Annotated in this window: 37 protein-coding genes; 1 reads left to right on the top strand and 36 read right to left on the bottom strand. The window is 43.8% G+C overall.

The window, feature by feature from the left end; translation table 11 throughout:
- Positions 1–2: 2 nt before the first annotated feature.
- The 23 genes from B5E53_RS06950 to B5E53_RS19150 all read right to left on the bottom strand — a co-directional run bounded on the left by B5E53_RS06950 (position 3) and on the right by B5E53_RS19150 (position 11,297).
- Entirely contained in the window at positions 3–608 is a 606-nt protein-coding gene (locus B5E53_RS06950) for a hypothetical protein (RefSeq protein WP_204245501.1), read from the bottom strand.
- A 53-nt stretch (positions 609–661) separates the two neighbouring features.
- On the bottom strand, positions 662–1,810 hold the full coding sequence (locus tag B5E53_RS06955) for a hypothetical protein (protein WP_140401451.1): 1,149 nt from the start codon (positions 1,808–1,810) through the stop codon (positions 662–664).
- A 17-nt stretch (positions 1,811–1,827) separates the two neighbouring features.
- Complete coding sequence (locus B5E53_RS06960) at positions 1,828–3,165, bottom strand: ParB/RepB/Spo0J family partition protein (RefSeq protein WP_087313484.1); 1,338 nt, start codon at positions 3,163–3,165, stop codon at positions 1,828–1,830.
- On the bottom strand, positions 3,149–3,793 hold the full coding sequence (locus tag B5E53_RS06965) for an HNH endonuclease signature motif containing protein (RefSeq protein ID WP_087313486.1): 645 nt from the start codon (positions 3,791–3,793) through the stop codon (positions 3,149–3,151). Before B5E53_RS06965 ends, B5E53_RS06960 begins: the two co-directional genes overlap by 17 nt.
- Positions 3,790–4,026, bottom strand: a complete 237-nt coding sequence (locus B5E53_RS06970) for a hypothetical protein (protein WP_087313488.1) — start codon at positions 4,024–4,026, stop codon at positions 3,790–3,792. Before B5E53_RS06970 ends, B5E53_RS06965 begins: the two co-directional genes overlap by 4 nt.
- Positions 4,016–4,273 (bottom strand): hypothetical protein, encoded by a 258-nt coding sequence (locus B5E53_RS06975; protein ID WP_087313490.1) that lies wholly within the window; start codon positions 4,271–4,273, stop codon positions 4,016–4,018. The genes B5E53_RS06970 and B5E53_RS06975 overlap by 11 nt, the downstream gene beginning before the upstream one ends.
- Complete coding sequence (locus tag B5E53_RS06980; RefSeq protein ID WP_087313492.1) at positions 4,270–5,190, bottom strand: hypothetical protein; 921 nt, start codon at positions 5,188–5,190, stop codon at positions 4,270–4,272. Before B5E53_RS06980 ends, B5E53_RS06975 begins: the two co-directional genes overlap by 4 nt.
- A 2-nt stretch (positions 5,191–5,192) precedes the next feature.
- Positions 5,193–6,323 carry a hypothetical protein gene (locus B5E53_RS06985; protein WP_087313494.1) on the bottom strand — a complete coding sequence of 377 codons (1,131 nt, stop codon included), beginning with the start codon at positions 6,321–6,323 and terminating at the stop codon, positions 5,193–5,195.
- Positions 6,316–6,525, bottom strand: a complete 210-nt coding sequence (locus B5E53_RS06990; protein WP_087313496.1) for a hypothetical protein — start codon at positions 6,523–6,525, stop codon at positions 6,316–6,318. The genes B5E53_RS06985 and B5E53_RS06990 overlap by 8 nt, the downstream gene beginning before the upstream one ends.
- Before the next feature lie 26 nt (positions 6,526–6,551).
- Positions 6,552–6,770: a hypothetical protein gene (locus B5E53_RS06995; protein ID WP_162611821.1), complete on the bottom strand. Its 219-nt coding sequence runs from the start codon at positions 6,768–6,770 to the stop codon at positions 6,552–6,554.
- A 147-nt stretch (positions 6,771–6,917) separates the two neighbouring features.
- Positions 6,918–7,130, bottom strand: coding sequence for a hypothetical protein (locus B5E53_RS19130; protein WP_087313500.1), 213 nt, complete (start codon positions 7,128–7,130; stop codon positions 6,918–6,920).
- Positions 7,117–7,488, bottom strand: coding sequence for a helix-turn-helix transcriptional regulator (locus B5E53_RS07005; protein WP_162611822.1), 372 nt, complete (start codon positions 7,486–7,488; stop codon positions 7,117–7,119). The genes B5E53_RS19130 and B5E53_RS07005 overlap by 14 nt, the downstream gene beginning before the upstream one ends.
- Positions 7,469–7,807: a hypothetical protein gene (locus B5E53_RS07010; RefSeq protein WP_087313504.1), complete on the bottom strand. Its 339-nt coding sequence runs from the start codon at positions 7,805–7,807 to the stop codon at positions 7,469–7,471. The genes B5E53_RS07005 and B5E53_RS07010 overlap by 20 nt, the downstream gene beginning before the upstream one ends.
- Positions 7,808–7,955: 148 nt before the next feature.
- Positions 7,956–8,474 (bottom strand): hypothetical protein, encoded by a 519-nt coding sequence (locus tag B5E53_RS07015; protein ID WP_087313506.1) that lies wholly within the window; start codon positions 8,472–8,474, stop codon positions 7,956–7,958.
- Between the two features lie 18 nt (positions 8,475–8,492).
- The gene (locus B5E53_RS19135) at positions 8,493–8,633 is read right to left on the bottom strand and encodes a hypothetical protein (protein WP_162611823.1); all 141 of its coding nucleotides are present in this window, start codon (positions 8,631–8,633) and stop codon (positions 8,493–8,495) included.
- 15 nt (positions 8,634–8,648) lie between these two features.
- Positions 8,649–9,002 (bottom strand): hypothetical protein, encoded by a 354-nt coding sequence (locus B5E53_RS19140; protein ID WP_162611824.1) that lies wholly within the window; start codon positions 9,000–9,002, stop codon positions 8,649–8,651.
- On the bottom strand, positions 8,995–9,243 hold the full coding sequence (locus B5E53_RS07025) for a hypothetical protein (RefSeq protein WP_087313510.1): 249 nt from the start codon (positions 9,241–9,243) through the stop codon (positions 8,995–8,997). Before B5E53_RS07025 ends, B5E53_RS19140 begins: the two co-directional genes overlap by 8 nt.
- Before the next feature lie 20 nt (positions 9,244–9,263).
- Positions 9,264–9,563 (bottom strand): hypothetical protein, encoded by a 300-nt coding sequence (locus tag B5E53_RS07030; protein WP_087313513.1) that lies wholly within the window; start codon positions 9,561–9,563, stop codon positions 9,264–9,266.
- Positions 9,560–10,003 (bottom strand): transposase, encoded by a 444-nt coding sequence (locus B5E53_RS07035; RefSeq protein WP_087313515.1) that lies wholly within the window; start codon positions 10,001–10,003, stop codon positions 9,560–9,562. The genes B5E53_RS07030 and B5E53_RS07035 overlap by 4 nt, the downstream gene beginning before the upstream one ends.
- Positions 10,004–10,018: 15 nt before the next feature.
- On the bottom strand, positions 10,019–10,210 hold the full coding sequence (locus B5E53_RS07040; protein ID WP_087313517.1) for a hypothetical protein: 192 nt from the start codon (positions 10,208–10,210) through the stop codon (positions 10,019–10,021).
- A 384-nt stretch (positions 10,211–10,594) separates the two neighbouring features.
- Positions 10,595–10,762, bottom strand: coding sequence for a hypothetical protein (locus tag B5E53_RS19145; protein ID WP_162611825.1), 168 nt, complete (start codon positions 10,760–10,762; stop codon positions 10,595–10,597).
- A gap of 65 nt (positions 10,763–10,827) precedes the next feature.
- Positions 10,828–11,064 carry a hypothetical protein gene (locus tag B5E53_RS07050; protein WP_087313521.1) on the bottom strand — a complete coding sequence of 79 codons (237 nt, stop codon included), beginning with the start codon at positions 11,062–11,064 and terminating at the stop codon, positions 10,828–10,830.
- Between the two features lie 89 nt (positions 11,065–11,153).
- A complete protein-coding gene (locus B5E53_RS19150; RefSeq protein WP_162611826.1) occupies positions 11,154–11,297 on the bottom strand; it encodes a hypothetical protein in 144 nt (47 codons plus the stop codon).
- 197 nt (positions 11,298–11,494) lie between these two features.
- Here B5E53_RS19150 and B5E53_RS07060 point away from each other — a divergent pair, with 197 nt between their 5' ends.
- Positions 11,495–12,505, top strand: a complete 1,011-nt coding sequence (locus B5E53_RS07060; protein WP_140401453.1) for a hypothetical protein — start codon at positions 11,495–11,497, stop codon at positions 12,503–12,505.
- Positions 12,506–13,131: 626 nt separating this feature from the next.
- Here B5E53_RS07060 and B5E53_RS07065 read toward each other — a convergent pair.
- The 13 genes from B5E53_RS07065 to B5E53_RS07115 all read right to left on the bottom strand — a co-directional run bounded on the left by B5E53_RS07065 (position 13,132) and on the right by B5E53_RS07115 (position 20,574).
- On the bottom strand, positions 13,132–13,815 hold the full coding sequence (locus B5E53_RS07065) for a lysozyme (RefSeq protein ID WP_087313526.1): 684 nt from the start codon (positions 13,813–13,815) through the stop codon (positions 13,132–13,134).
- Positions 13,799–14,311: an MW1434 family type I TA system toxin gene (locus B5E53_RS07070; RefSeq protein WP_087313529.1), complete on the bottom strand. Its 513-nt coding sequence runs from the start codon at positions 14,309–14,311 to the stop codon at positions 13,799–13,801. The genes B5E53_RS07065 and B5E53_RS07070 overlap by 17 nt, the downstream gene beginning before the upstream one ends.
- 15 nt (positions 14,312–14,326) lie before the next feature.
- Positions 14,327–14,869, bottom strand: coding sequence for a hypothetical protein (locus B5E53_RS07075; protein ID WP_087313531.1), 543 nt, complete (start codon positions 14,867–14,869; stop codon positions 14,327–14,329).
- 52 nt (positions 14,870–14,921) lie between these two features.
- On the bottom strand, positions 14,922–15,233 hold the full coding sequence (locus B5E53_RS07080; RefSeq protein WP_087313533.1) for an aminopeptidase: 312 nt from the start codon (positions 15,231–15,233) through the stop codon (positions 14,922–14,924).
- A gap of 149 nt (positions 15,234–15,382) precedes the next feature.
- Positions 15,383–15,937 (bottom strand): hypothetical protein, encoded by a 555-nt coding sequence (locus B5E53_RS07085; protein WP_087313535.1) that lies wholly within the window; start codon positions 15,935–15,937, stop codon positions 15,383–15,385.
- 78 nt (positions 15,938–16,015) lie between these two features.
- Positions 16,016–16,183: a hypothetical protein gene (locus B5E53_RS19155; RefSeq protein WP_162611827.1), complete on the bottom strand. Its 168-nt coding sequence runs from the start codon at positions 16,181–16,183 to the stop codon at positions 16,016–16,018.
- A complete protein-coding gene (locus B5E53_RS07090) occupies positions 16,146–17,288 on the bottom strand; it encodes an RNA-directed DNA polymerase (RefSeq protein WP_087313537.1) in 1,143 nt (380 codons plus the stop codon). The genes B5E53_RS19155 and B5E53_RS07090 overlap by 38 nt, the downstream gene beginning before the upstream one ends.
- Before the next feature lie 344 nt (positions 17,289–17,632).
- Complete coding sequence (locus B5E53_RS07095) at positions 17,633–18,076, bottom strand: four helix bundle protein (protein ID WP_087313539.1); 444 nt, start codon at positions 18,074–18,076, stop codon at positions 17,633–17,635.
- A 68-nt stretch (positions 18,077–18,144) separates the two neighbouring features.
- On the bottom strand, positions 18,145–19,197 hold the full coding sequence (locus B5E53_RS07100) for an SUMF1/EgtB/PvdO family nonheme iron enzyme (RefSeq protein WP_087313541.1): 1,053 nt from the start codon (positions 19,195–19,197) through the stop codon (positions 18,145–18,147).
- Positions 19,198–19,206: 9 nt separating this feature from the next.
- Positions 19,207–19,572 carry a hypothetical protein gene (locus B5E53_RS07105; protein WP_087313543.1) on the bottom strand — a complete coding sequence of 122 codons (366 nt, stop codon included), beginning with the start codon at positions 19,570–19,572 and terminating at the stop codon, positions 19,207–19,209.
- Position 19,573: 1 nt separating this feature from the next.
- Positions 19,574–19,744 (bottom strand): hypothetical protein, encoded by a 171-nt coding sequence (locus B5E53_RS19480; RefSeq protein WP_204245502.1) that lies wholly within the window; start codon positions 19,742–19,744, stop codon positions 19,574–19,576.
- Between the two features lie 2 nt (positions 19,745–19,746).
- On the bottom strand, positions 19,747–20,235 hold the full coding sequence (locus B5E53_RS07110) for a hypothetical protein (protein WP_087313545.1): 489 nt from the start codon (positions 20,233–20,235) through the stop codon (positions 19,747–19,749).
- A gap of 24 nt (positions 20,236–20,259) precedes the next feature.
- The gene (locus B5E53_RS07115) at positions 20,260–20,574 is read right to left on the bottom strand and encodes a hypothetical protein (protein ID WP_087313547.1); all 315 of its coding nucleotides are present in this window, start codon (positions 20,572–20,574) and stop codon (positions 20,260–20,262) included.
- Between the last annotated feature and the right edge of the window lie 9 nt (positions 20,575–20,583).

Below are 20,583 nucleotides of genomic sequence, written 5' to 3' on the forward strand. Positions count from 1 at the left end.
TTCTATTCTCCTTCCATATCATCTAAGCACGCCTGCACCAGTTCATCATAATGGAATTTCTTTCCCTTTTTTCTATACTCCTGATACCTTTGATACCTCTTTGCCATAGCCGTAATATACTCACTGCGAAAGTGACACCAGAACCTATATCCGTCCTCATCCTCTGCGCATACTCCAATGTCTAACAAATCTCCACCGAACATAGCGTGCTTCGGCACAATGTCCCGGCAATGTCCAATCACAGTGACTTTCTTTGCTTTGCATAACTGAGCCATTTCCCACGGATTTGGTGAAAGCCACACATTCCACATTTCTTTTTCGCCGATTTCATCATGGTGCATCGGATTCTGGATGGCTTCGATTATCTTCCCGGCTGCATTATTATATTTTTCAATGATTTCATCTTCTGTCATGGGAAGCAGAAAGAGCGCTCTTGAATCAATCCTCTCCTCATCTCCTCCTTTTCTCCATTTTTCCACGGTCACAAACGCAGGGGTTATATCTTTCACATACGCAACAAATCCAGAATGGCAGTTTCCATATTCTGTTCCCTTTATCATCTGTCCCACTTTTAAATGCTTATATGTTACTTTCCTGTTTTCTTCCATATCCATCACCTCTTTCTGGCGACTTTCCAGCCGCCAGTTCAGATATACAGTTATCAGTCATTCAGTTTTCTGTAATAAGCGGAGCGGAACCCGATGTAGGAGATGGAATACGCACGAGAGTAGCCCAAGCTCACGCAGAACACACCCGCATTGGACGTGTAGTTGCAGCTGCCGCCACAAAGCGGCACATATTCTCCGTCCGTGCTGTCAACATACAAGTAAGCATTTTCTTCACCATCCCACAACCCCAGCTCTCCCAGCTGTTCGGATGCACAAGCTATACTGACATTTCTCCATCTGACACCAGCATATCCCTGTGAGAAATCATCATCCGTTGTAAAGGTGATTTCTCCATCTGCCACATTGACATGTATAGGTTTCCCTCTATCATCTACTACATTCCGCCAATCATCGCCCTCTGCTGTCAGATCAATGTCCAACGCTGCATCATTATTATTCGCCGCCTGCAACACGCTGTTTTTAATACGGAATCCTCTGACCATCTCCCAGACATTGCCGCAAAGGTCATGGATGCCGTCTTTTTTATGATTGTGCGTCCATGTCTCCGGTCCAGATCCCGTCAGGACAATTCCGCCACCTTCATATATAATTCCTTCTTCATCTCCATCTGCGTAATATTGTCCATAATTTGTATTCCCATGCGGTAAAATGCCGCTCATCCCACAAATCCCGGAAACAAGTCCCCATTCTGCCCTCGTCATAAGATGCCATCCTTCTCCTTTTGAGAAGCACACCCTTGCCGCCTCATCATTGGTGATGTTTGTCCACGGTTTCTGCATTGGCAGGCTGTACGGCTTTCCATTTATGTTGCAGTTCTCGTAAACAGAAATATATATTTCATCATATTCTTTATTTCCGATGATAAATGCTGGGTGAACTTTATCACTTCCTCCAGGGAAAAGTTCGCAATTTCTCTTTTTCGTGATCCGATACATAAAAGACGGGATTCCCACATCGTCATAAATAGCAACAACGTCCTCTTTTAACCCCGGTGCTGGTTCCGGCATGTCAGCTACCTTCGCAGTGGCTCCATGGATTGCGATGCCCGATTTGTTCCCGTATTCATTCAGGAATTTCTCACACATTTTCTGTGCAAAGGCTTCCTCCCCTTCTGCTTTGTAGATAATCTCTTCCTGATAATCTCCGCAGTTATCCCTCTTTGTCATGATTACTTTTGCCATATCCATCGCCCCTCTCTTTAATCAATCTCTACCTCCGTGTAAAGTTCATGTGTTCCGTTTAACAGTTTGAACTCATTGTCAGAACTGTATGTATGTCCATAAAGAGCCAAAACATTGTAAAATTCCTGTAAAATCTTCCCGTTTTTCTCATTGTGCTTCACAGGCCATTCTGTCAGTTCCATATCTGCTGTACCTATATATGCCGCAATCAGCGTCTGCTCCATCGCATTAAGGCGTTCCACTGTTTCCTTGGCTTCCTGTATCTCGTTCTCCTCAGCGTTATAATATTTTTTCCCGAGAATAAATCCGATAAAATCTCCATCGGTAAGATATGCGCCGCTTTTTCTTATCACTTTCCAGAGAGAAAGCATTGCACCCTCCGTATTCTCCAACGGCTTTATTTTCCCTGCGATAATATCCATGATGAAATCTCTCCGGCATGTCGCCATCTCTTTTGCCATAGCCTTAATCTTTTTCCTCCGGCTGTCCCTCTCAGACCTGCGTTTTTCCTCCGGCGTCAGCTCCCGTTTTTGCTTTTTTGCTTTACGGATTATTCTGACTTCACTCCAGTATTTTAGGTAATACAATTTTTCCTTTCCGTCTGGTTTTACATCAAATTTCTTTGGCGGTTCTTCCCTCAAAGAATAGCTCTTTACTGTCTCCCACTTACTTGTATAGATTTCCTGCCTGGCTTTATCCGGTGCCTCCTCAATACCGTTCTTTTTCAGCATGGCAACGATTTTCTTTTCGTTTGCCTTCTGCTTTTCTTCCTGGATAATTCTCTGAACACTGCTCGTAATTTCCCTGGAATTTCTTGCGTCTTTCAATATCTGATTCCGTTTCTTCAAGCTTTTAATCTTTTCCAGCTCATATAAGTCAGTAAGGGAAATCTGAAATCCGTCCTCCTCCTGTTTCTCCTGTAATAACTTCTGGTCAAGCTTTGCGATATTCAATCTGCGGCGCACAGTAGTTTTACTGAACCCAGTTTTCTTGGCAATCCCTTCCTCTGTTTCTCCCAAATCAAGAACCATTTGAAATCCTTGTGCCTGCTCATAAATTGTCAGATCATCCCTCTGCATATTCTCAAGCAGCATGGTCTCCAACTGTTCTTTTTCATCCATCTCTGCCACTTCGCATGGGGCTGTCTCTATCCCGGCCTTAATTGCAGCCTTTAATCTCCTGTTTCCGATCACCACCAAGTATGTATCGTCTTCTTCTGGATTTTTCACCACGGTTAAATTCTGTCTGATCCCCTGAGCCTTGATGCTCTCCGCCAGTTCATCAATCCCTTTATAGGTTTTCCTCACATTTCTCGGATGGACTTTTAATTTGCTAAGTTCAATCTCCTGTATCATCTCTGCTTTTTCTCCTCTCTTTTCTACTTTTCTTTGCTTTGGATATGGAGATTTTCAATGCCGCTGTATTTGCGGCTGCCTCCATCAGTTCTCTGTTACTTCCCTTTAAATTCCATCTGTTCATCACCACAAGTTGAGAACGATCTACCATAATCAGATTACTTATATCAGTGTTAGTCGTATCCCCATCAACAAATATGATTGCCTTCCCTTTCGGAACCGGACCGTGATGCTTCTCCCATTCCAGAATATGCTTCATTCTCCACACATTCGGCTCGGCTACTTTTTCATACACATATTTCTGGCCACGCCTATAATTATGCCGGATACTCACTGTTCCAATAGGCTTGCGGTTTTTCGGGATATGTCCTTTTTTAAATTGTGTCTCTGCCATTTTCCCCTTCGTCGGAGGATGTTTCCCCTTATTGGCCGGAACATGGCCTTTTTCAAATTTCCCAGTCCTCCCGGTTGTGATTTTATGGTTTTTAAGGCATGACCGTATCTGGTTCACTCCCAAGGAAAGACCAAACTCTGCATTTATCGCATCCGTGACTTCTTTATAGCTATGCCCGTAAGCAAAGTTTCTGAGAAAATCCAGTTCCTCGTCGGAATAATAATGAATTTTCAACTCTTATCCTCCAAAAATCCAAAAGCTGCGGCTGTTCCAAGGCCATATTCCTGTTTCATTTTCTCTGCTCTGAGAGCCAGGCTTCCATTGTCAATAATCTGTGTTGCCACATTGCACACTGCCTCCGCCCGTCTGATTTCCTCGTCCAAGTCTTCTCCCTTTATATCCTCATCAGATAACCTCTCCAACTGTGCAAACAAATGATTGTTCAAATCTGAAAGCTTATTTTTCATTCTCTTTCACCTCACTTTTTTGAAACAGATCATTAACTGCGGCTTTTATTTTCCCCGCCAGCGCCGGGCCTACACCTCTCACATCGGATACGGCTTTCAAAATTTCCTCTACATCCACTCCTGGGACTGCTTTTTTCCCGTCTTCGTACCCGTTCATATAAACCCTTGTGCAGAAATCATCAAACTGCTGATGGTCGTATTTTTTCACTGCTTTATACACTTTTCTTGTGGTGACATATTTCTTCACTTTTCGTCCTCCTCTAAAGATTTCAGTACCTGTTTCATAGCATATCTGGCATTATTGGTGAGCTGTCTCTGCCAACATTTGTTGCGGGGCGACCAGCGGAAACCATTCTTTTTCAGAATATCCCTGATATCAGAATCTGGCTTTTCATCAAAGAAAAGCTGTAACCGCATGATTTCCGTATTTTCTACTGAGCGGAAATACTTATTATCGCTTTCAGAGTTTTCCCGTTCTTTTGCCGCTTTCAGAGCTTTCAAGCGTCCTTCCACTCTGTGGATATTCTGGTTATTATTTGCCAGGGCGTAAGACGGATATCCTACTCTTCCGCAAAAATCAGGTTTTCGCAATTCAGCAATCTGCCTGTCCGTATACCCCAATTCCCGCAATGCCGCATCCCCCTTCTCTGTGTCCTTCATGCGGATTGCCTTGTTCGCCGCTTTCATTTTCTCCTGGTTTTCTTTTAATCCAGCCAGCTTCTTCTCCAGTTTCTCCACGGCATCCTTGTCCCCGGATTTAATAATATCTTTTCCGTTGGCAATGCTCTGGATTTTATCAATAATTTTCTGGATTTCCTGAAATTCTTTATAATTTCTGTCGGATGCGGCGTTCTGCCGCTCCTTTTTCTTCACAGAGAAGTTCCCGGCTCCGGAAATCATTACAGACGGGCACATGCAACCAATCCTACTCCGTTCATTCAAATTATCGGCCATCTTCTTGGAATACCTCGCCGCAAGACCGTAAATCCTCTCTTCCGCATCCGGTCTTTCTTCTACGGCCTTATCTGCAATTTTATATGCACTGTCTACATATCCCTTGTATTCCGCTTTCAGAGATCCGGTTTTGTATTCCCGGAATGACATCATGTCGTGCGCCTGTTTTGCCAGCTCTTCGTTGATTGGATAATAAATTCTCTCCGCCATAATCAGCCCTCCTCTTTTGCCTCGTATGCTGCAATCTCATCCAAAAATCCATACAGCTCTACGACCTCATCTTCATCAAGCTTTCTCTCAATTTCCTCGATAAACTCGCACAATCTATCGGTAAGTGGTCTCTGCATTTCTCTTATTTTTCTGTTCTCCTCCTCTACATCCTGGAAATATTCGGAACCCAGAATAACCTTTTTCTTTGATTCGCTCACGATCACTGGCTTATATCCCCGTTTTTTCATTCCTTCCATATCAGACTGGCTTGATACAGGAACCGCCTTTGCTCCAAACTCATTAATAAAATCCTCAGCAATCTCGTTTTTCAAATCCATTGGTACACATTCCTGTGTAATGTAATATCCACTGTAAGAGGACAAGGATTTTTTCAGCATTTCCGCATCTTTTACTTGCTCCATCATTCTTGACGCATACCACTGAACATCAAAGGAATTTACCATACTCCTGTCTCTTTCCAGGCGGACGTAGCAAGGTTTAAAATCAATCCCTATTTCGAGCCTCGGTTCATCGCAGATATACAATCCACCGACAAATACTTTTCCAATGAATCTTTCATCCTTCAGGATGTCTCCATACATCGTGTGTACTCTTTCGTAATCTTCTTGCAAATGGAGATTTGCCCCTTTTATCTGGTCATATTCTTCTGACGTAATCCCTCCGATTTCAATAATCAGGCTGTGCTCCGGCACTTTTTCCCATATGGCTGATGTTTCTACGAAAAATGTCGGAACTAAAACGCCGCCATATTTCTTCGATTTCACCAGTCTCGGTCTCCATATCTCGCGGCGGCAGTAATTATAAAATGTCACCTGCTTGTTATTCCTCAGCAAAACCACTGTGGCGATTTTATATCCCTCGCCGTGGTTTCCGATCATCTCCGCATCTTTATCCTTGGTCGTATTCCCGAACAGTAAGGATTTGATATCCAGCTCGCTGTGCTTATTTCCAATCTGAAGGACTTCCCTGTCAGCATCATACGAAAGCATCATTTTATTGCTGCTATCTCTTGTTTCCTCGTCAATCGCATTCTGGAAGAACTCTCTCACCCCTTCCACGATTCCCCATGACGGAACATAATCCGCGCTTATACTCAGTTCATATTTACGCATTTTCCACGCCCTCCTGTGCTTCGTATTCTTCTCTGGTTGGCCTTTTCCCGTTCAGGTCATCCCATATGTAATCGCTTCCCATCCTTAATTCCAGCTCTGTTTTGTAACAGTCCCTGCACATACATTTTCCGGAAAGCCATATCATCTCGCCCCAGTATTCAGGCTTTCCACAGGATTTGCAAATAACTATCTTTTCAGACATTGCATAACCTCCTTTTTACATTGTTTTCAATGATTAAAAAGCTCTACTAATCCGGCCGAAATATCCACTGTCTTGAGGTCTGCATCCCCATTATCGAATAATTCAAACAGGAAACTACCCATATCGAAGTCTGTTCTTTTTATCAGAGCTTCTAACTTGTGACTCAGTCCGTTTTCATGCGCTGCTCTCCACACATCCTGTTCTCTGTCTTCCCAATATCTATCTGCTCTTCTGATATCTTCCATTGTGATTTCTTTCGTTTCGGTTTTCACCTTCCTCTTGATTTTCTCCTGCCTCTGTGATACTATCAAGCCGAGGCGGCGGCAGGTGGATACCGCCCCGGCTTATGGATTTATGGCTCCGGTTCTATTTCTCAGGTAGGCCCCGGAGCCTTATTCTTTTTCTTGTGGTCTCTCTGCCTTTACTGGCTTCTGTGCTATAAAATCCAAGAATTCAATTACCTCTGCATCGGTATGTCCGTGTACCTTTAACCACTCTGCTGCTAAACTCATTTCTTTGGTGTTCATGTTTTCTTTTATAACCTCCATTTTCTCACTCGCCTTTCCAAAACTCATTATATTGAGTTTATGGTTATAATTTAACACGTGTAGGTAGTCTGTCAATACCCTTTTTTACTTTTTCCTCATTTTGTTGAGTTTTCATTTTTAATTCATATCCCATTGCCGCCAGCAGCTCCTCAATGCAGTCATAGCTCACCTGCTCCAACTCTGCGACCTCAAAAAACTGTTCCGTATCTGCCTGCACCGGCTCCCTGCCGTCCATCTTCTTTTCGATAGATAATTCGTATCCCAGACCGGCCAGTATTTTTCTTACATTCCCAAAATTAGGATATACTCTCTTGTTCAGTTTGTCCCATAAGTTCTGCCTGCTCATTCCGCATTTTTCTGACAGAATGTCATAGGTCATTCCTCTTGCCGCCATCTCATTTTTTATGAATTCCACAATATTCTGCACTTTCTTTTTCCTCCTGTTTCACAATCACGGTATAGTCAATAGCATCAAACTCTGGCCTCCAGACAGCCGTTTCAGCTATAATTCCTTTTGTATCTTCCAATACTTCAAGCAGATCCCCTTCTGTCAGCTCATCCATTAAATACCCCTTTTGAGCTTCAATCTCCTCGATTTCCTCATCCAGATATACAGTGCCGGACTCATATCCCGGCTCAACCTCATCCCAAGGATATTTTCCGAATATATTTCGATTTTCCCATTCTTCCCGGCGTCTCTCCCAGTATGTATCCTCGTTTGGAATCTCCCGCATCACAATTCCTCCTGTTCTCTGGAGGAAGGTATATAATCATACCGTGTATGCCAATGGTACTGATATAATCCAGTCTCTCGCTTTACTCCTTTCATTCTTTCCCTCGCTTTCTGCCGGAGAACAACCGCTCCGGCCCGGCTCCTTTTGTTTAATCCAGCAGTCTTTCCATGCTGATACTGTACTGTTCTTTCAGTTTTGCAAAAGCATTTTTCGTTACTCTGTATTCGTACCACCCTACCCTATAATTTCCCGGAGTACAGAAATCCTTTTCCTCATACTGCTTTATCAGGGTGATTCCCCTGCCTTTCAGTTTGAGCGGTGTGTCCACAAAATAGTACTTGCCGTAATAAGAAAGCTGCGCTTCCATCTGACAATCCGGTTTCTGGTCTCCCATCTCTGGTGTATAGGAATACACGCCGGTTCCTTCCACCTTCTCAGGCTCGTTCGGCTCCGGAGCTGAAATTTCCAGCCGCTTTGCCCATCCCTGTTCGGTCAACCTCTTTCCCTCCCCGTCAAGGAGACGTCCCTGTTCCTCCAGTTCCCCGATACTCTCAATATAAAAATTGAGCGTGTCAAGCGTAGTGGCGGCCGCAATCAACCTCGCTAAGTTATCATATCCATTACTGACCTCCTGCTTTTTAACCGGAAATTGAATTATTTTTGCCATCGTCATGCCCTCCTCCTTTTATTTCATGCTCTCTATATATCTACGACATCCGGAATATGTACCGGAATAAACAACTGTTCCATCTTTCACTACTGTGCAACCATCTGGCCACCGTATGATCTCAAATACCTTGCCATTCTCAAGTTCGTACCGTTCCATCAATAGTCCTCCTGTCTACTTCTTAATCCAGTTCCATCCACAATCCATCGCATGCTGCCTCTCTTCAGCATCCTTCGCTGGATAATACTCTCCATCGAGTTCAAGCACATACCCCTCCCAGCTCTGATACCATCCTGAATTTCTTCTTCTCTCAATCTCCTCCATGCATTCTTCGTAACTTTCAAATCTCTTCATCTTTATTCTCCTTTGGCTCATGTTAATGTGTTTTTGTCTTTCCTTAACTCGTTTTATTGAGTTTATAATACCACGTAGATAGATAGTGTCAATACCCTTTTTTACAAAAATTGAGTAAAAAATAGAGGACAGCTCATTTTTTTGAGTGTCCTCACATTTCATTGGTTTATTCACCTTCCTGCATGTTCTTCAATAATTCCCATGCCATCCGGAAGCCTGCCATAAACCCGGTTTTTTCCGCCTCCATACCGTATTCACTGACCATCTCCATAATAGTACCGGAATACTTTACCTTCTGAAGCTCCAATTCTTTAATCAGCCCTGTATGTACCTCCTGCATCCCAGCCGAGTCTGGCTTACCGCCGTCCAGCCGCTCCTCATAATACCCCTGAAAGATTTTTTCTAAAGCGTTCATTTCTGACTCCTTTCGCATATTTACAGGTCAAACCTGTATGTTCTCACATCTTCCGCCCCGGACAATTTAATGTCTCCATTATGCGTATATGCTTTACACCGGAAGAACGCTTCACTGTGGTCGAGGGACTCCTCCACTTGATTTTCTTTAATGTTAACCTCTATCACGCACATTTCCCTTATTCCTCTTATCACCAAAAACTTACATGCGTCCAAAGGTTTTTTGCAAAGATAAACCACGTTTCCGACAGAATGCTTTATGCATCCGTCTTCCAGGATTTTCTCCATATTTTCCTCAGTCGTTGCATGATAAAATTTCACTGCCTTACCTCCATTTCGTTTCCGAGCATCATTATCACGATTCGTTTCAGGAATACATTTTCTGCTTTTATTTGCTCATATTTCTGCTGAATCTTTTCAAGCTTCTTGGATTTTTCCTGTAATTTTGTCCGATTCTCATATCTCGCATCGCTGCACCATTTTGTGATGGTCGCCTTTGATACGCCGTAACGCGCAATAATCTGCGGAGTAGTCCAACCTTCTTCCATTTTCAATTTGACCACCATTTTCTTGAATTCTGGACTATATCTCTTCTTATGGTCGTGATTCGGTTCTACACAGTGTCCAGCCGGCCACATCTCTTTCTTTTCCTCTTCTCCTGCTTCCTGCCTTTCTTCTCCTGCACTTAATTGCGCCGGTTCCGTCAACTCGTCAATCTGCTCCAGAATATCAAACAATCTTTTTCTGTACTCTTTATTCATAGGCTTTTCTCCTCTCTACTGCTCAACAATCACAAAGCACTTTTTTATCTCTTCCAGATCATGGCAGCAATCTCCGCCTGGGTATCTGTAAATCCCCATATAATCCCCGTCAAATAATGGCTGACACCCCACCAGCGTTGCCGGGTAACCGCCGTTCCCTATAATCTTCAACGGCCAGCCATCTTTTCTCATATCATCAACTGGCATTTTCCTGATTCCTCCTCTGTTTTCTTATCTTCTGGCAGACTCCCGTACCTCCAGGGACACGGATTGTAGTTCCGTGAAGGATTTCGTTTCCTGCCGTGGATGAATATGCGATTGGGTGCGTACTGTTCAAGCGGCCTCGCACGCTCCGCCGGAGGGTTTCTTTCTGGCCCTGCCTTTCCCTATCTGATTTCTCCTTAAAACCAGCAAACCTGTTATCCATCATTGAGCATTTTCAGGCGTTCTCTGCTCTATATTTACCGCCTCCGGCTTTCTCATTAAAAACCGGCAAAACCTGTTGACCAATACCAATCGCTGTCCTCTGACTTCTTCCTGCGGACTTGGAACCGCTATACAGTGCATTACAGCGCCGAAACGTATCCGACATCATTTTAAATTAAAAACTACCTGTTTCCCATTTTCAATAAATACGGGATATTCGTTTTTTCTCTTTTTGAATCCTTTTCTTGCTACCCTTTCAGCTTGTTTCATGTCTTGTGTTTGCCCGATCTTATGGCACCTTCCATAATAATCGACTTCAAATACTGTATACATATTCTTCCTTTCTCCCGGCTTTACCCGGCCGGGGCGGGACTATGCGTTTCTATTACGCGTCTGTTTTAGATATAATCATAAATTCTCTCAAGACTTCGAGTTGTGAGCTTTTTAAGATAATCTAATGAGTAATCCGGCTGGATTTTCAGAATGTCTTCAATCAAGCTTTCCTTGTAGCTTTTTAATCTGTTCTTTTCATCTTCCACTTTCTCCGCCTCTTCGGCGTGCCTCTTTTCCATATGCCTGAAATATATTTCCTTCTCCTGCGGAGTCATTCCCATTGTGATTTCATTGATATTCATACGTATCCTTTCTCCCGATCATCACCCGGACCGGAGCGGGATGTGATTAATAAACTTTTACAAACCGTTTCACTCTCTTACACCCTCCTTTATGCGATTGCTAAAATTGCACTATTCTGGCTTTCCATGATATGAGCAAATTTCTCTGCGGTCATTGTCCCGGCCTCTGTTTCCTTTTTGATAACCTCTGCGGTTGCATCCATGATATTTCTGATTTTTTCTTCTCTTGTCATTCTTATCTCCCTTTCCTCGACTCGTTTTATTGTGTTTTGTAACTCGTTTTATTGAGTTTAATATAACACGTGTAGATAGTCTGTCAATACCCTTTTTTACTTTTTCTGAGTTTTTTCAAAAGTAACACTCAATTTATTGTAGTTTAAAATAATCATGTATTATGATATTATTTTTTATAAAAAAGGAGTTCTTGTATATGAAAAAATTAAATTTTATTATTACCCCCCCCCACAATATTTTTTGTAATAAAACAATAAAAAAAGTTATTATATATTCTTCTATAACGTTGTGTCTTTTTTTATCTGCTTGTGGGCGCACATCTCAATCTCCAGAAGATAATACTTCTTCAGAAATTTCGTCTACGGAACTTTCCCCAGAAGGTAATATATCTTCATCGGAATCTAACGCCTCTCCAAATACGCAATTGAAAGACATATCGCAATACATCTCATCGGTTTTTCCTAATGCCGAAATTACTACCGATGAAAATAGTATGAATATTGATTTGAGCGATTGTTATACTTCCTCATCCACTGAATATGTGCAAGAAGTTCTGTCTGCTTGCGCTTATATTTTAGGAACCAGTGGATTTGAGAACGAGTTTTCAAATATTTCATTTGGGTATAATTGTGACAAAGTGTTTATGGCATTGACTATTACGGATTTTAAAAGTATTTCAGATTTTACATCCACTTTATTTTGCACTGGGGAAGATGCAAACCACGTAACAGCATTTAATATTCTATACGATAAAATTTTTTATAACCATGACACAAAAAACAAACAGTTAATTGCACAAGGAGATCTCGCAAAACAATACGGGATTGACGGCGGGGATTCTGTTGCGGAACGCCAACCAGAGGATGATTTATGGTTTTATTCATCATTCAATGGCTCCATCATCCATGAATTGCAGGAATCGACATATGTTATTAATTATAGATACGATACAGAGGATACCTATTCTTATGGTCAATCCGTTGGAAATGACATTAACAACGCTGCAAAAAATTTAAGAACTTATTTAAGCAAATCGGAATTATTATCGTTTGATAAAATACTGATTATTTGTTTTGATGGGGAGTCCAATAATGCATATAGCAGATATAGTCTTGAAAAAAATAATAACGGTTCTTGGTATGTGGGAGAATATGAGATAGGTGATGAAAAATTCAAAGAAGGATTAGAAAGTGTTTTGGGTAATTGATATCACATACAGCTCACTTTATCGCTTTGCAGTACCGTGGCGCAAATTTGTCAGCCATTGGCTGTCAATTGGCTGGCTCAGATTTAGGTTTAGATTAAGATTAAGTATTAGATAATAATATATGGTCAAACTTCCTGGTGTATATCAGATTTATCTCCAAAAATGAGCAGGGACAAATTGGCTTACAAGAGGCTTTACAACGGCTCTCCGAGATAGAGTATTAGAGATAGAGTATTAAATTTAGTATTATATATATATGCTCATTTACTCCGGCTTTTCCAGGCTTAATCGCAGGAAAACACCAAATTTACACTGGACAGTATATTGAAATCCTCATCTGCATATGCTATAATGCCGATAGGCTAAGAGAAATGAGGTATCCATGCTGGACACCAACAAAAACCCCAGTGTTGCCGCACTGGGGTTTTCTATGCCGTTTTTTATGGTGGCTTATGCCATAGGCTGATTACCTACTTTTCGTCGTTGTCCAACCATCTGCAGATGAGATGGCTAATCACACCTGCCACGACAGCGATAATAAGAGATATGAGGAACTCCATACTGTACGCCCCCTTTCTGTTACCAGATTTGGGGAGGTAACAGGCGAATTATAACATACTCATCTGCTATTTTCCATCCCACTCATTCAGATTATCCGGCTTTTTGAGGTCGCCGGTCTGTGCCAGTGCGAACATCGCCGGTTTAAGTCCCTTCCAGTTTTCTGCGGCAATCTTTCGCAAATTATTTTCACCAGCTCCAAATCCTCTGTTATGGAGAAATTCATTCAAGTTTTTTGCACTTTTATTGTTGCTAAAAAATCCCTTTTTCTTGATATCTTTCACTTCTTTTTCCTCCGTTTCTGACATAGGTGTTAAAAATAATTTCCGTTCCGCTTCCCGGCGGCGTGTCAATCCGCGGTATATGGTTCCGCCGGCTTTGTTGTATTCCAACATCTTGTTGGCAATAGTGTCGCGGCTCCGGGCTCCATTTGCCGTGAGCTGGTCAATCGACCCGATATTGTATGCAAATGATGTCAATGCATCAATCTCATTTTGACTCCAGCCGTACTTATCATCGTACTTCATGACCAGCGGCAGATACTTCTGATTGAGAGATTCCTCCAGCCACTTTTCTGCGGTAGACTGCGATATTTTTAAGCCACGTTTGATAGTTGTCCCAGTGATAGATTTATCTGCATTGGTGATGCCATATCCGATAGTCCAGACGCCCACTTCATCTTGGTACGCTGTCAGGCGACAACCTTCAAATTCTTTTATCAAGTCAATTCCTTTGTCACTTATTTTTGCCATAGTTTCCCTCCTCTTCTGCGAACGTCCAATCCGTAGCGAAAACATCTTCTTGCGATGCATTCCATGGAATGCTTCTGGCGCCATTCGTTTGTGCTATAAATGGCCCAACCTCTATGAGATTAAGATCGGGTCTGGAAACATTAGAAAATTCCCAGCTCTGGGCCTCGGCAGCTTTGATGCAAATATTTCCATTCCATGATCTGCGTCTGAGGCCGAATCCTCTCTTCAAATATTTGAGAGCTGTATCAAACCCGAAAGAGGGGGTACCACCCAACACAGTACAATTACCTTCGTATGCTGGAATCCATTCATCAGATGCCACATTTTTCAGGGTGTATTCCACTCTCTGGGTATCCCTTATGTCCATGACTTCTCCGTCTCTCATATGCATCATGACTGTTTTCTTTTCATTGTCCCAGCACCAATATCCACCCCACGAAGGCAGCTTCATCTTGTCCCCTTTTTTCATCAACTGTAATGCCTGGTCAAATTTCAATCTTCTCGCCTCCCTCTACTTCTTCCGCACGACTACGCAGCCGCCGTACCATGAGTCACTGCAGCGTTTTCGGATTTCCTGGGCTACTGTGACCGTCTTGTATTTCCCGTTGGAAAATCTGACGACCTTTTTTCCGTTCCACATTAATACCGCCGTGTGGATCGGGTTCCGCTCCGTGAACAAAGTCATATGCCCGGCTTTCAGGGCTTTCTTCATTTTCTCCTTTGTGATTTTTTTGTAAAATTTTGCCGGGGTGTCCGGCGCCAGCCGATTGATTGCTTTGCAGATAATCTCCAAATTATAGTTTTTGCGATTACCTTTGTCATAATTGACTTGCAGGTATTTTAAACACTGCGCCATAGATTTCTTAACACCCACAAAGCGCAGGCCCATGTAAAACGCAGCAATGATACATCCTTTTGACCGGATGTAACTATTATCAAAATCATATTGGGACGGCAACGGGATTACCAGCCCGTCTGATAATTTGATCTTATACGGGTATATTTTCTTTCGCTTCTCATTTTTTACTGGTCTTATTTCAAATAATTTTTTCACCGACTCACCTCCAAAAAAAGCGGCGAGGATAAATTCCCGCCGCCCATGTACATTATTTTGATTTATTCAATTTCATCTGTGTGACAGCCTGCATCACTTTATCATAGCCAACCATGGCACATAACCATGACAGTAATACCAGGGCAATCAGCATGACTGCCATTTTGGAATTCAGTAGTGCATCTGTCATGATAATATATCCGGCATCGACGCATACTGCCAATACCGTTGCCACGGCTCCGGACATCAGGTTTGCATTGCATTTCATTCCTACACTGTCCAGCACTTTTTTAATGGCCTCCGTGAAAAGCCCTGTCAGTACAGACACCGCCAGCATTAAAAATAAAAACACATCTACGCTCATTCTTATAATCTCCCTTCGTAATAATGATTATGACCGCCATATAGCCCCGTGCGGCGTTTCTAATGGTTTTGTCCTTAAATCCTATGCCTTTAACTTCAAAACATCTGTATGAGTCTATCTCCGAGCATTTACTTAACTTAATGAGTAAATCATTTTCTGCTCTGCATCAATTCAGATATCCGAGCGGTCTCGTGCATCGGTATCACTTCCAGATCATTCATGGCAGGCTGCACCTCGGTATGTACATAACCATTGCCTTTTAACTCTTCGTAGTCTTTGAAAATCTTCCAAAAAGCCTCTGCCTCCATTTCTGACCATGCCTTCAACGGATTTTTTTCCATGCTAGTGTAATACCGATACGACTGTAGGAGCCGGTCCCGGAGCTTGTTTCTTTCCCTGCGCTGTATCTCGTCTTCCAGGCTTTGCAGACGCTGTATCGTTTCCTTCTGGGATTCTCTCAGGTCTTCAATGGCACCTGTAAACCTCCTCTGGATATCTACAGACTGTTGATGCCAGGCAGGATATTTCTTTGCCTGGTCGATCACGTCTTGTATCTGCTCATCCTTATTTTTTTCCCGGATAGCCTTGTCGGAAAAATATGCTTCCACTTTCTTGTAACACAGATACAAAAATATAAGCGCCCCAATAACAGCGACCGCCCAACTTATGCTATGGTCGCCAAATAATTGTAAAAAATATTCCATCTTCTTTTTGCCCTCCCGTTTTTATGTATGTGATGTCCCCCTCTGGTCCTGCCCGACGGTCAATCCGCGCCTGAGGCTTCATGACTGCAATTCCTTTTGCAGCATGGCCGCTTCTTTGATTTTCAGTAAATCTTTCTCCGTCACGACTCCGCCCTGCAGAAGTTCCAAGGCGAGGGTATCAATAATATCTGTTTGCAGCTTAATCACCTCAGACTGCTTTTCTAGGATTTTCAATATGGCTTCCATGTTTCTTCCCTCCCATCCTTTTTTCGACCCCATCGCGGGTCAGCACAAAATCTTCTATTAACCTTTTCCGGAACATTTTGCAATCACAATGTTTCAGCATCCCCAGATAGCACTCCAAGGTGGTAAATGCTTCTTTCATAGATATCTTTCCCCGGCGATACTCCTCCTGCCGCCGCCGGAGATTGCGTCGCATCTGCAATGTTGTACTCTTCCGGATCGTTACATAGTGCGGCCATATCCGGTAGCCGACAAATTCTATCCCCTGCGACACCGGACGGATGCAGGTTTTCTGGTTCAGTGACAGTCTCAGTTTCCTTTCAAGAAAATCGTTAATAAGAGACTTCCATTCGTGCAACTGCGCTTTGCTGTCAGATAATATAATCACATCATCCATATACCGGATATAAAAATGGATGCGTAAGGTTCGTTTACAATACTGGTCCAACGCATCCAGATAGATATTTGCAAAAACCTGTGACAACAGATTCCCTATCGGCATCCCGGTGTCATACAACCTTTCTTCAACCGGCACCTCCCCGGGAGACTTCCCGGGCGGCAGTCCAAACGGTGTATGTTTGCAGTCAATAATGCTGTACAGCACATTGAGCAGGCGCCGGTCCTTTATCTTCTTGGCAATTATCTTTTTAAGCACCTCATGAGAGATGCGGTAAAAATATTTGCTGATGTCCAATTTGAGGTAATACCACTTCTCTGGCTTATTATTCGTCAGGTTTACCCAGTATTTCAACCTCTCCATGGCAGACAAGGCTCCTTTCCCGGGCACGCAGCCGTAAGAATCCCGGATATATCCTTTCACCAGCAAAGGATTCAACACCCTGTATATGGCCCATTGGACAATCCGGTGATAGAACGTGATGGACATTATCATCCGCTTTTTCGGCTCATACACATAGAAAATGTAATACCGATCAACAGTATAATGGCCAGAATAAACGTCCTGCTGTATCCTGCGGATGATATTCCAGCAGTCAAACTGTGCCGCCAGTACGTCTTTGTGGTAACGCCGTCCTCTGGACGCATCCTGTATCGCCCCATAAAGGTTTTCATCCGAAAAAATTTGGTCGAAAAGATTTTTGATTTTCATATTACTTTTTTAGTTTCTTTATTTCTGCGTTTGACGTGTTTCATAAAAAAATTACTCCCGGTCTCCGCAGCTGTCCTCTTCCCCGCAGCCATGGCCACCGTCAGGAAGATTCCGTTTTTCTCCACACTATCGGCGGAGTGGAAGTGGGTTCCTTTATCCCTCGCGCTGCCGGCAGGTTCGTAAACATGCCGGTTCTGGCATTGAGGGTAGAGCGGAGCGGAACCCGATGTTGGAGTTGGAATTCGTACGAGAGTTGTTCAAGTTCACGTAGAACACACCCGCATTGGACGTGTTGTTCCAGTTGCCGCCACAAATCGGCACACGCTACAACCCACTCCCAAAGTTTATCTACTATATCGGCCACGTGAAGACCGGGATGCTTTCTGCTGCTGGTTAGCCGTATTCCCGGCAGCAGTGCCATTTACTGTCTGGATATATCCTCCAATGAGCTTTCCTATCTCCTGTGATCGCCTTGTCCACTCCTTGTAGCTGGATATCCCTTTCAGGATTTTCAATTCAAATGCATCTTTGATATACACCTGCAAAGTCTTGTTCTTGATATCCAGGTCTGTGAGCGTTGTTTTCTTGAAATGTTTCCATCGCACGGCGACCGCCAGCTCTAGCAATTCATTCATGCAGTGCATCATATCATTGCCGACAGCGTATTTTTCTGCGATGCTCCATCGCATCATGATAGGGTATGCATACCGGCGCATATCCTGTATTTTCTGTAAAATGATAAATGTATCATTTTCCGTTATTTCAGATGTATTCTGGCTTCCATCCATAGTCTTTCGCAGCCTCCATTTCAAAATGCCCTGCTACCGCAGGGCGGTCAGTAAGCCAGTTGCCAGTATTACAGTTCGCAGAAAGCGGAGCGGAACCCGATGCTGGAGTAGGAATTCGTACGAGAGCTGCGCAAGTCCACGTAGAACACACCCGCAGCGGACGCGCTGTACCAGTAGCCGCCACAAAGCGGCACACGCTCACCCTCCGAATTGAAATAATGATAGTCACCACCATAATCACCACCAGGTTCATCCGGATACAGCAGCAACGCTTCTGCAATCTCCGGAGCAGCACTCAATCCGGAGTTCAGTGTCATATCTTTATACTGGCAATAGTGTTCTCCAGTCGTAACGGTTAAACTGCCAGACGTCAACTGAATCTTGCTGGACACCCAATCCCATTTCAATGTTCCGTCAGTCCCCGGCTCAACCAGTGAGCCATCCGCCTTTATGGCCTTCCAGAGAGTGGATTCGGCGGACACGCTTGCATCAGGGGACATGCAGTTCGCATATGGGATAATCTGGATTTCTCCATCGTCCAGCCGCATCCCGGCGCACCACTCCCACACGTTACCGTTCAGGTCAGCAATACCATCCGGCATCCAGTTATGGTACCATGTGGCCGGGCCGGACCCGGTCAGGCATCGCGCCGTCCTTCCATCAGACTCATACGAACACGGGACGCCCTTTTCGTGCGGGTATCCGTGGTCGGCGCCATAATTATTGTTTCCCCGTGGCATTGTTTCGTTCTTGCGGCACCACAACGCAATCGCGCACCACAGAGAATATGGCATCAGCCCCCAGCCTTCCCCTTTGTTCCGGCAGTAATTGACTGCCTGGTCAAAATTGAGATTCACTTTCGGGTCACGCATCGGAAGAGAATACGCCCTGTCTTCCAGAACGATATTCTGGAATTTAGAAACATACATCACATCTTTTTCCACGTTATCCACCATAAAAGCCGGATGGATGTTTTGGCTGCCTCCCTCGATCAGATCGGACATTTTCATCTTCGGGAAAGGCACCATCACGGACGGCATCCCCCGGTCATCAAAAAGGATGGTATTCTTACCGCCAGACATTGCTTCAATCGCCAGTTTAAAATCATCAAAATTTGGCATATCTTCTCTTTAAACCTCCATTTCCCACAGTCTCAGCTCGCAGTTATCAATATCAAAAGGAACCGGCTCCCTTGTTGTGGTCGTAGGGGATTCGGTTCCTTCCGCTGTATCCGCATCATATCTCGGATTATCTGATTCAGTTTCAATATATTCTCTGGCCGGGATGACCAGCTGAGCGATATACTTTTCTCCGTTGCCGGCTCCCATCACCAGCCCGCCGGTATAATCCTGGCAGATATCAATGATTACCTCATAATCTCTTTCTTTCTTGGATGCATCAAACATCAGCTCCGAGTCGTTAAAGCTGATGATTTTCCCCATGACTTCATATGGGATAAAATTTGTGCCGGTCTCTGGCATATGAACTACATTCATCTCAATAATACCTCCTTCTTTCCCCAGCCGCCTTCACAGCCTCATCCGTGCGGGCCGCCGCCACTTCCGCAGCCTCACGCATTGCCGGGTCTTTTGTATTGATGCCGTACTTTTTGGCAATATACATCGCCGTTTCCCTCCTTCCGGCATTTGGGATAATCACATTCGCCATGGTCAAATACCTCCTCTCACATAGCACCGGACCGTAACGCTGTCGGCAGAACCGGTGTATTGAATCTTGAATCCATTCAGCAACTTATCGCTGATTTCAAAATCCCCAACAGCTCCGCCGCTTACGCTCACGATCTCTGGCACAACGGTATAATCTTTTGTGTTCCGGGGCGTTGTAATCTGTAATGTCTGCTGGGAATTATTGAAAGGATACTCCTGCGTATTGGTCAGGGTAGCCTCAATAACTTCACCCTGGAGCCCGGTCACCGAATCATCCAGATGATTTATATTCCGGGTACATTCCGACGCCATCAACATGGCCTCAAACGCCGCCAGATCCATTGTATTGAAATTGGTCGCATTCTGCGGCGTCCCCTGCTGTTGTATCGTTCCTGGTGCTTTCTCAAGAGTGGTATATCCACCAGATTCACTCTGTGTAAAACGGTTCGGATATTCCACAACATGGTCTTTCCAGTTTACAAGGTCTCTCATTTTGCCTGTCACCTCCTTTCTGCATTATGATGTCACTTCTGCAATATCGAGCTGCACGACATAATAAAAGCCCTCCGCCACGGAATCCATCTGTAAATTTTCCGTCTTGGAAAGCCAAAGCTGATTGTCGGTGTCATATAAACTAATCTGGGATACCGTCCCGGATCCGGAAGCAAGCTCAATCTTGAACGCAATCTCCACCGTCCCGCTATCCGTGACCTTCACCGACTCAATATTTGTTTTGTATTCCGTGGAACCGACTTTAAATTTTGCATAAGCAATCCGGCGCATCGTATAGTCCCGATATCCTTTGATTGCAGCGCTCGTAAGTAATGCCATCTCTACCAC

It is taken from the genome of Eubacterium sp. An11, assembly GCF_002161065.1.
Classification (GTDB): Bacteria; Bacillota; Clostridia; order Lachnospirales; family Lachnospiraceae; genus Anaerobutyricum; species Anaerobutyricum faecale.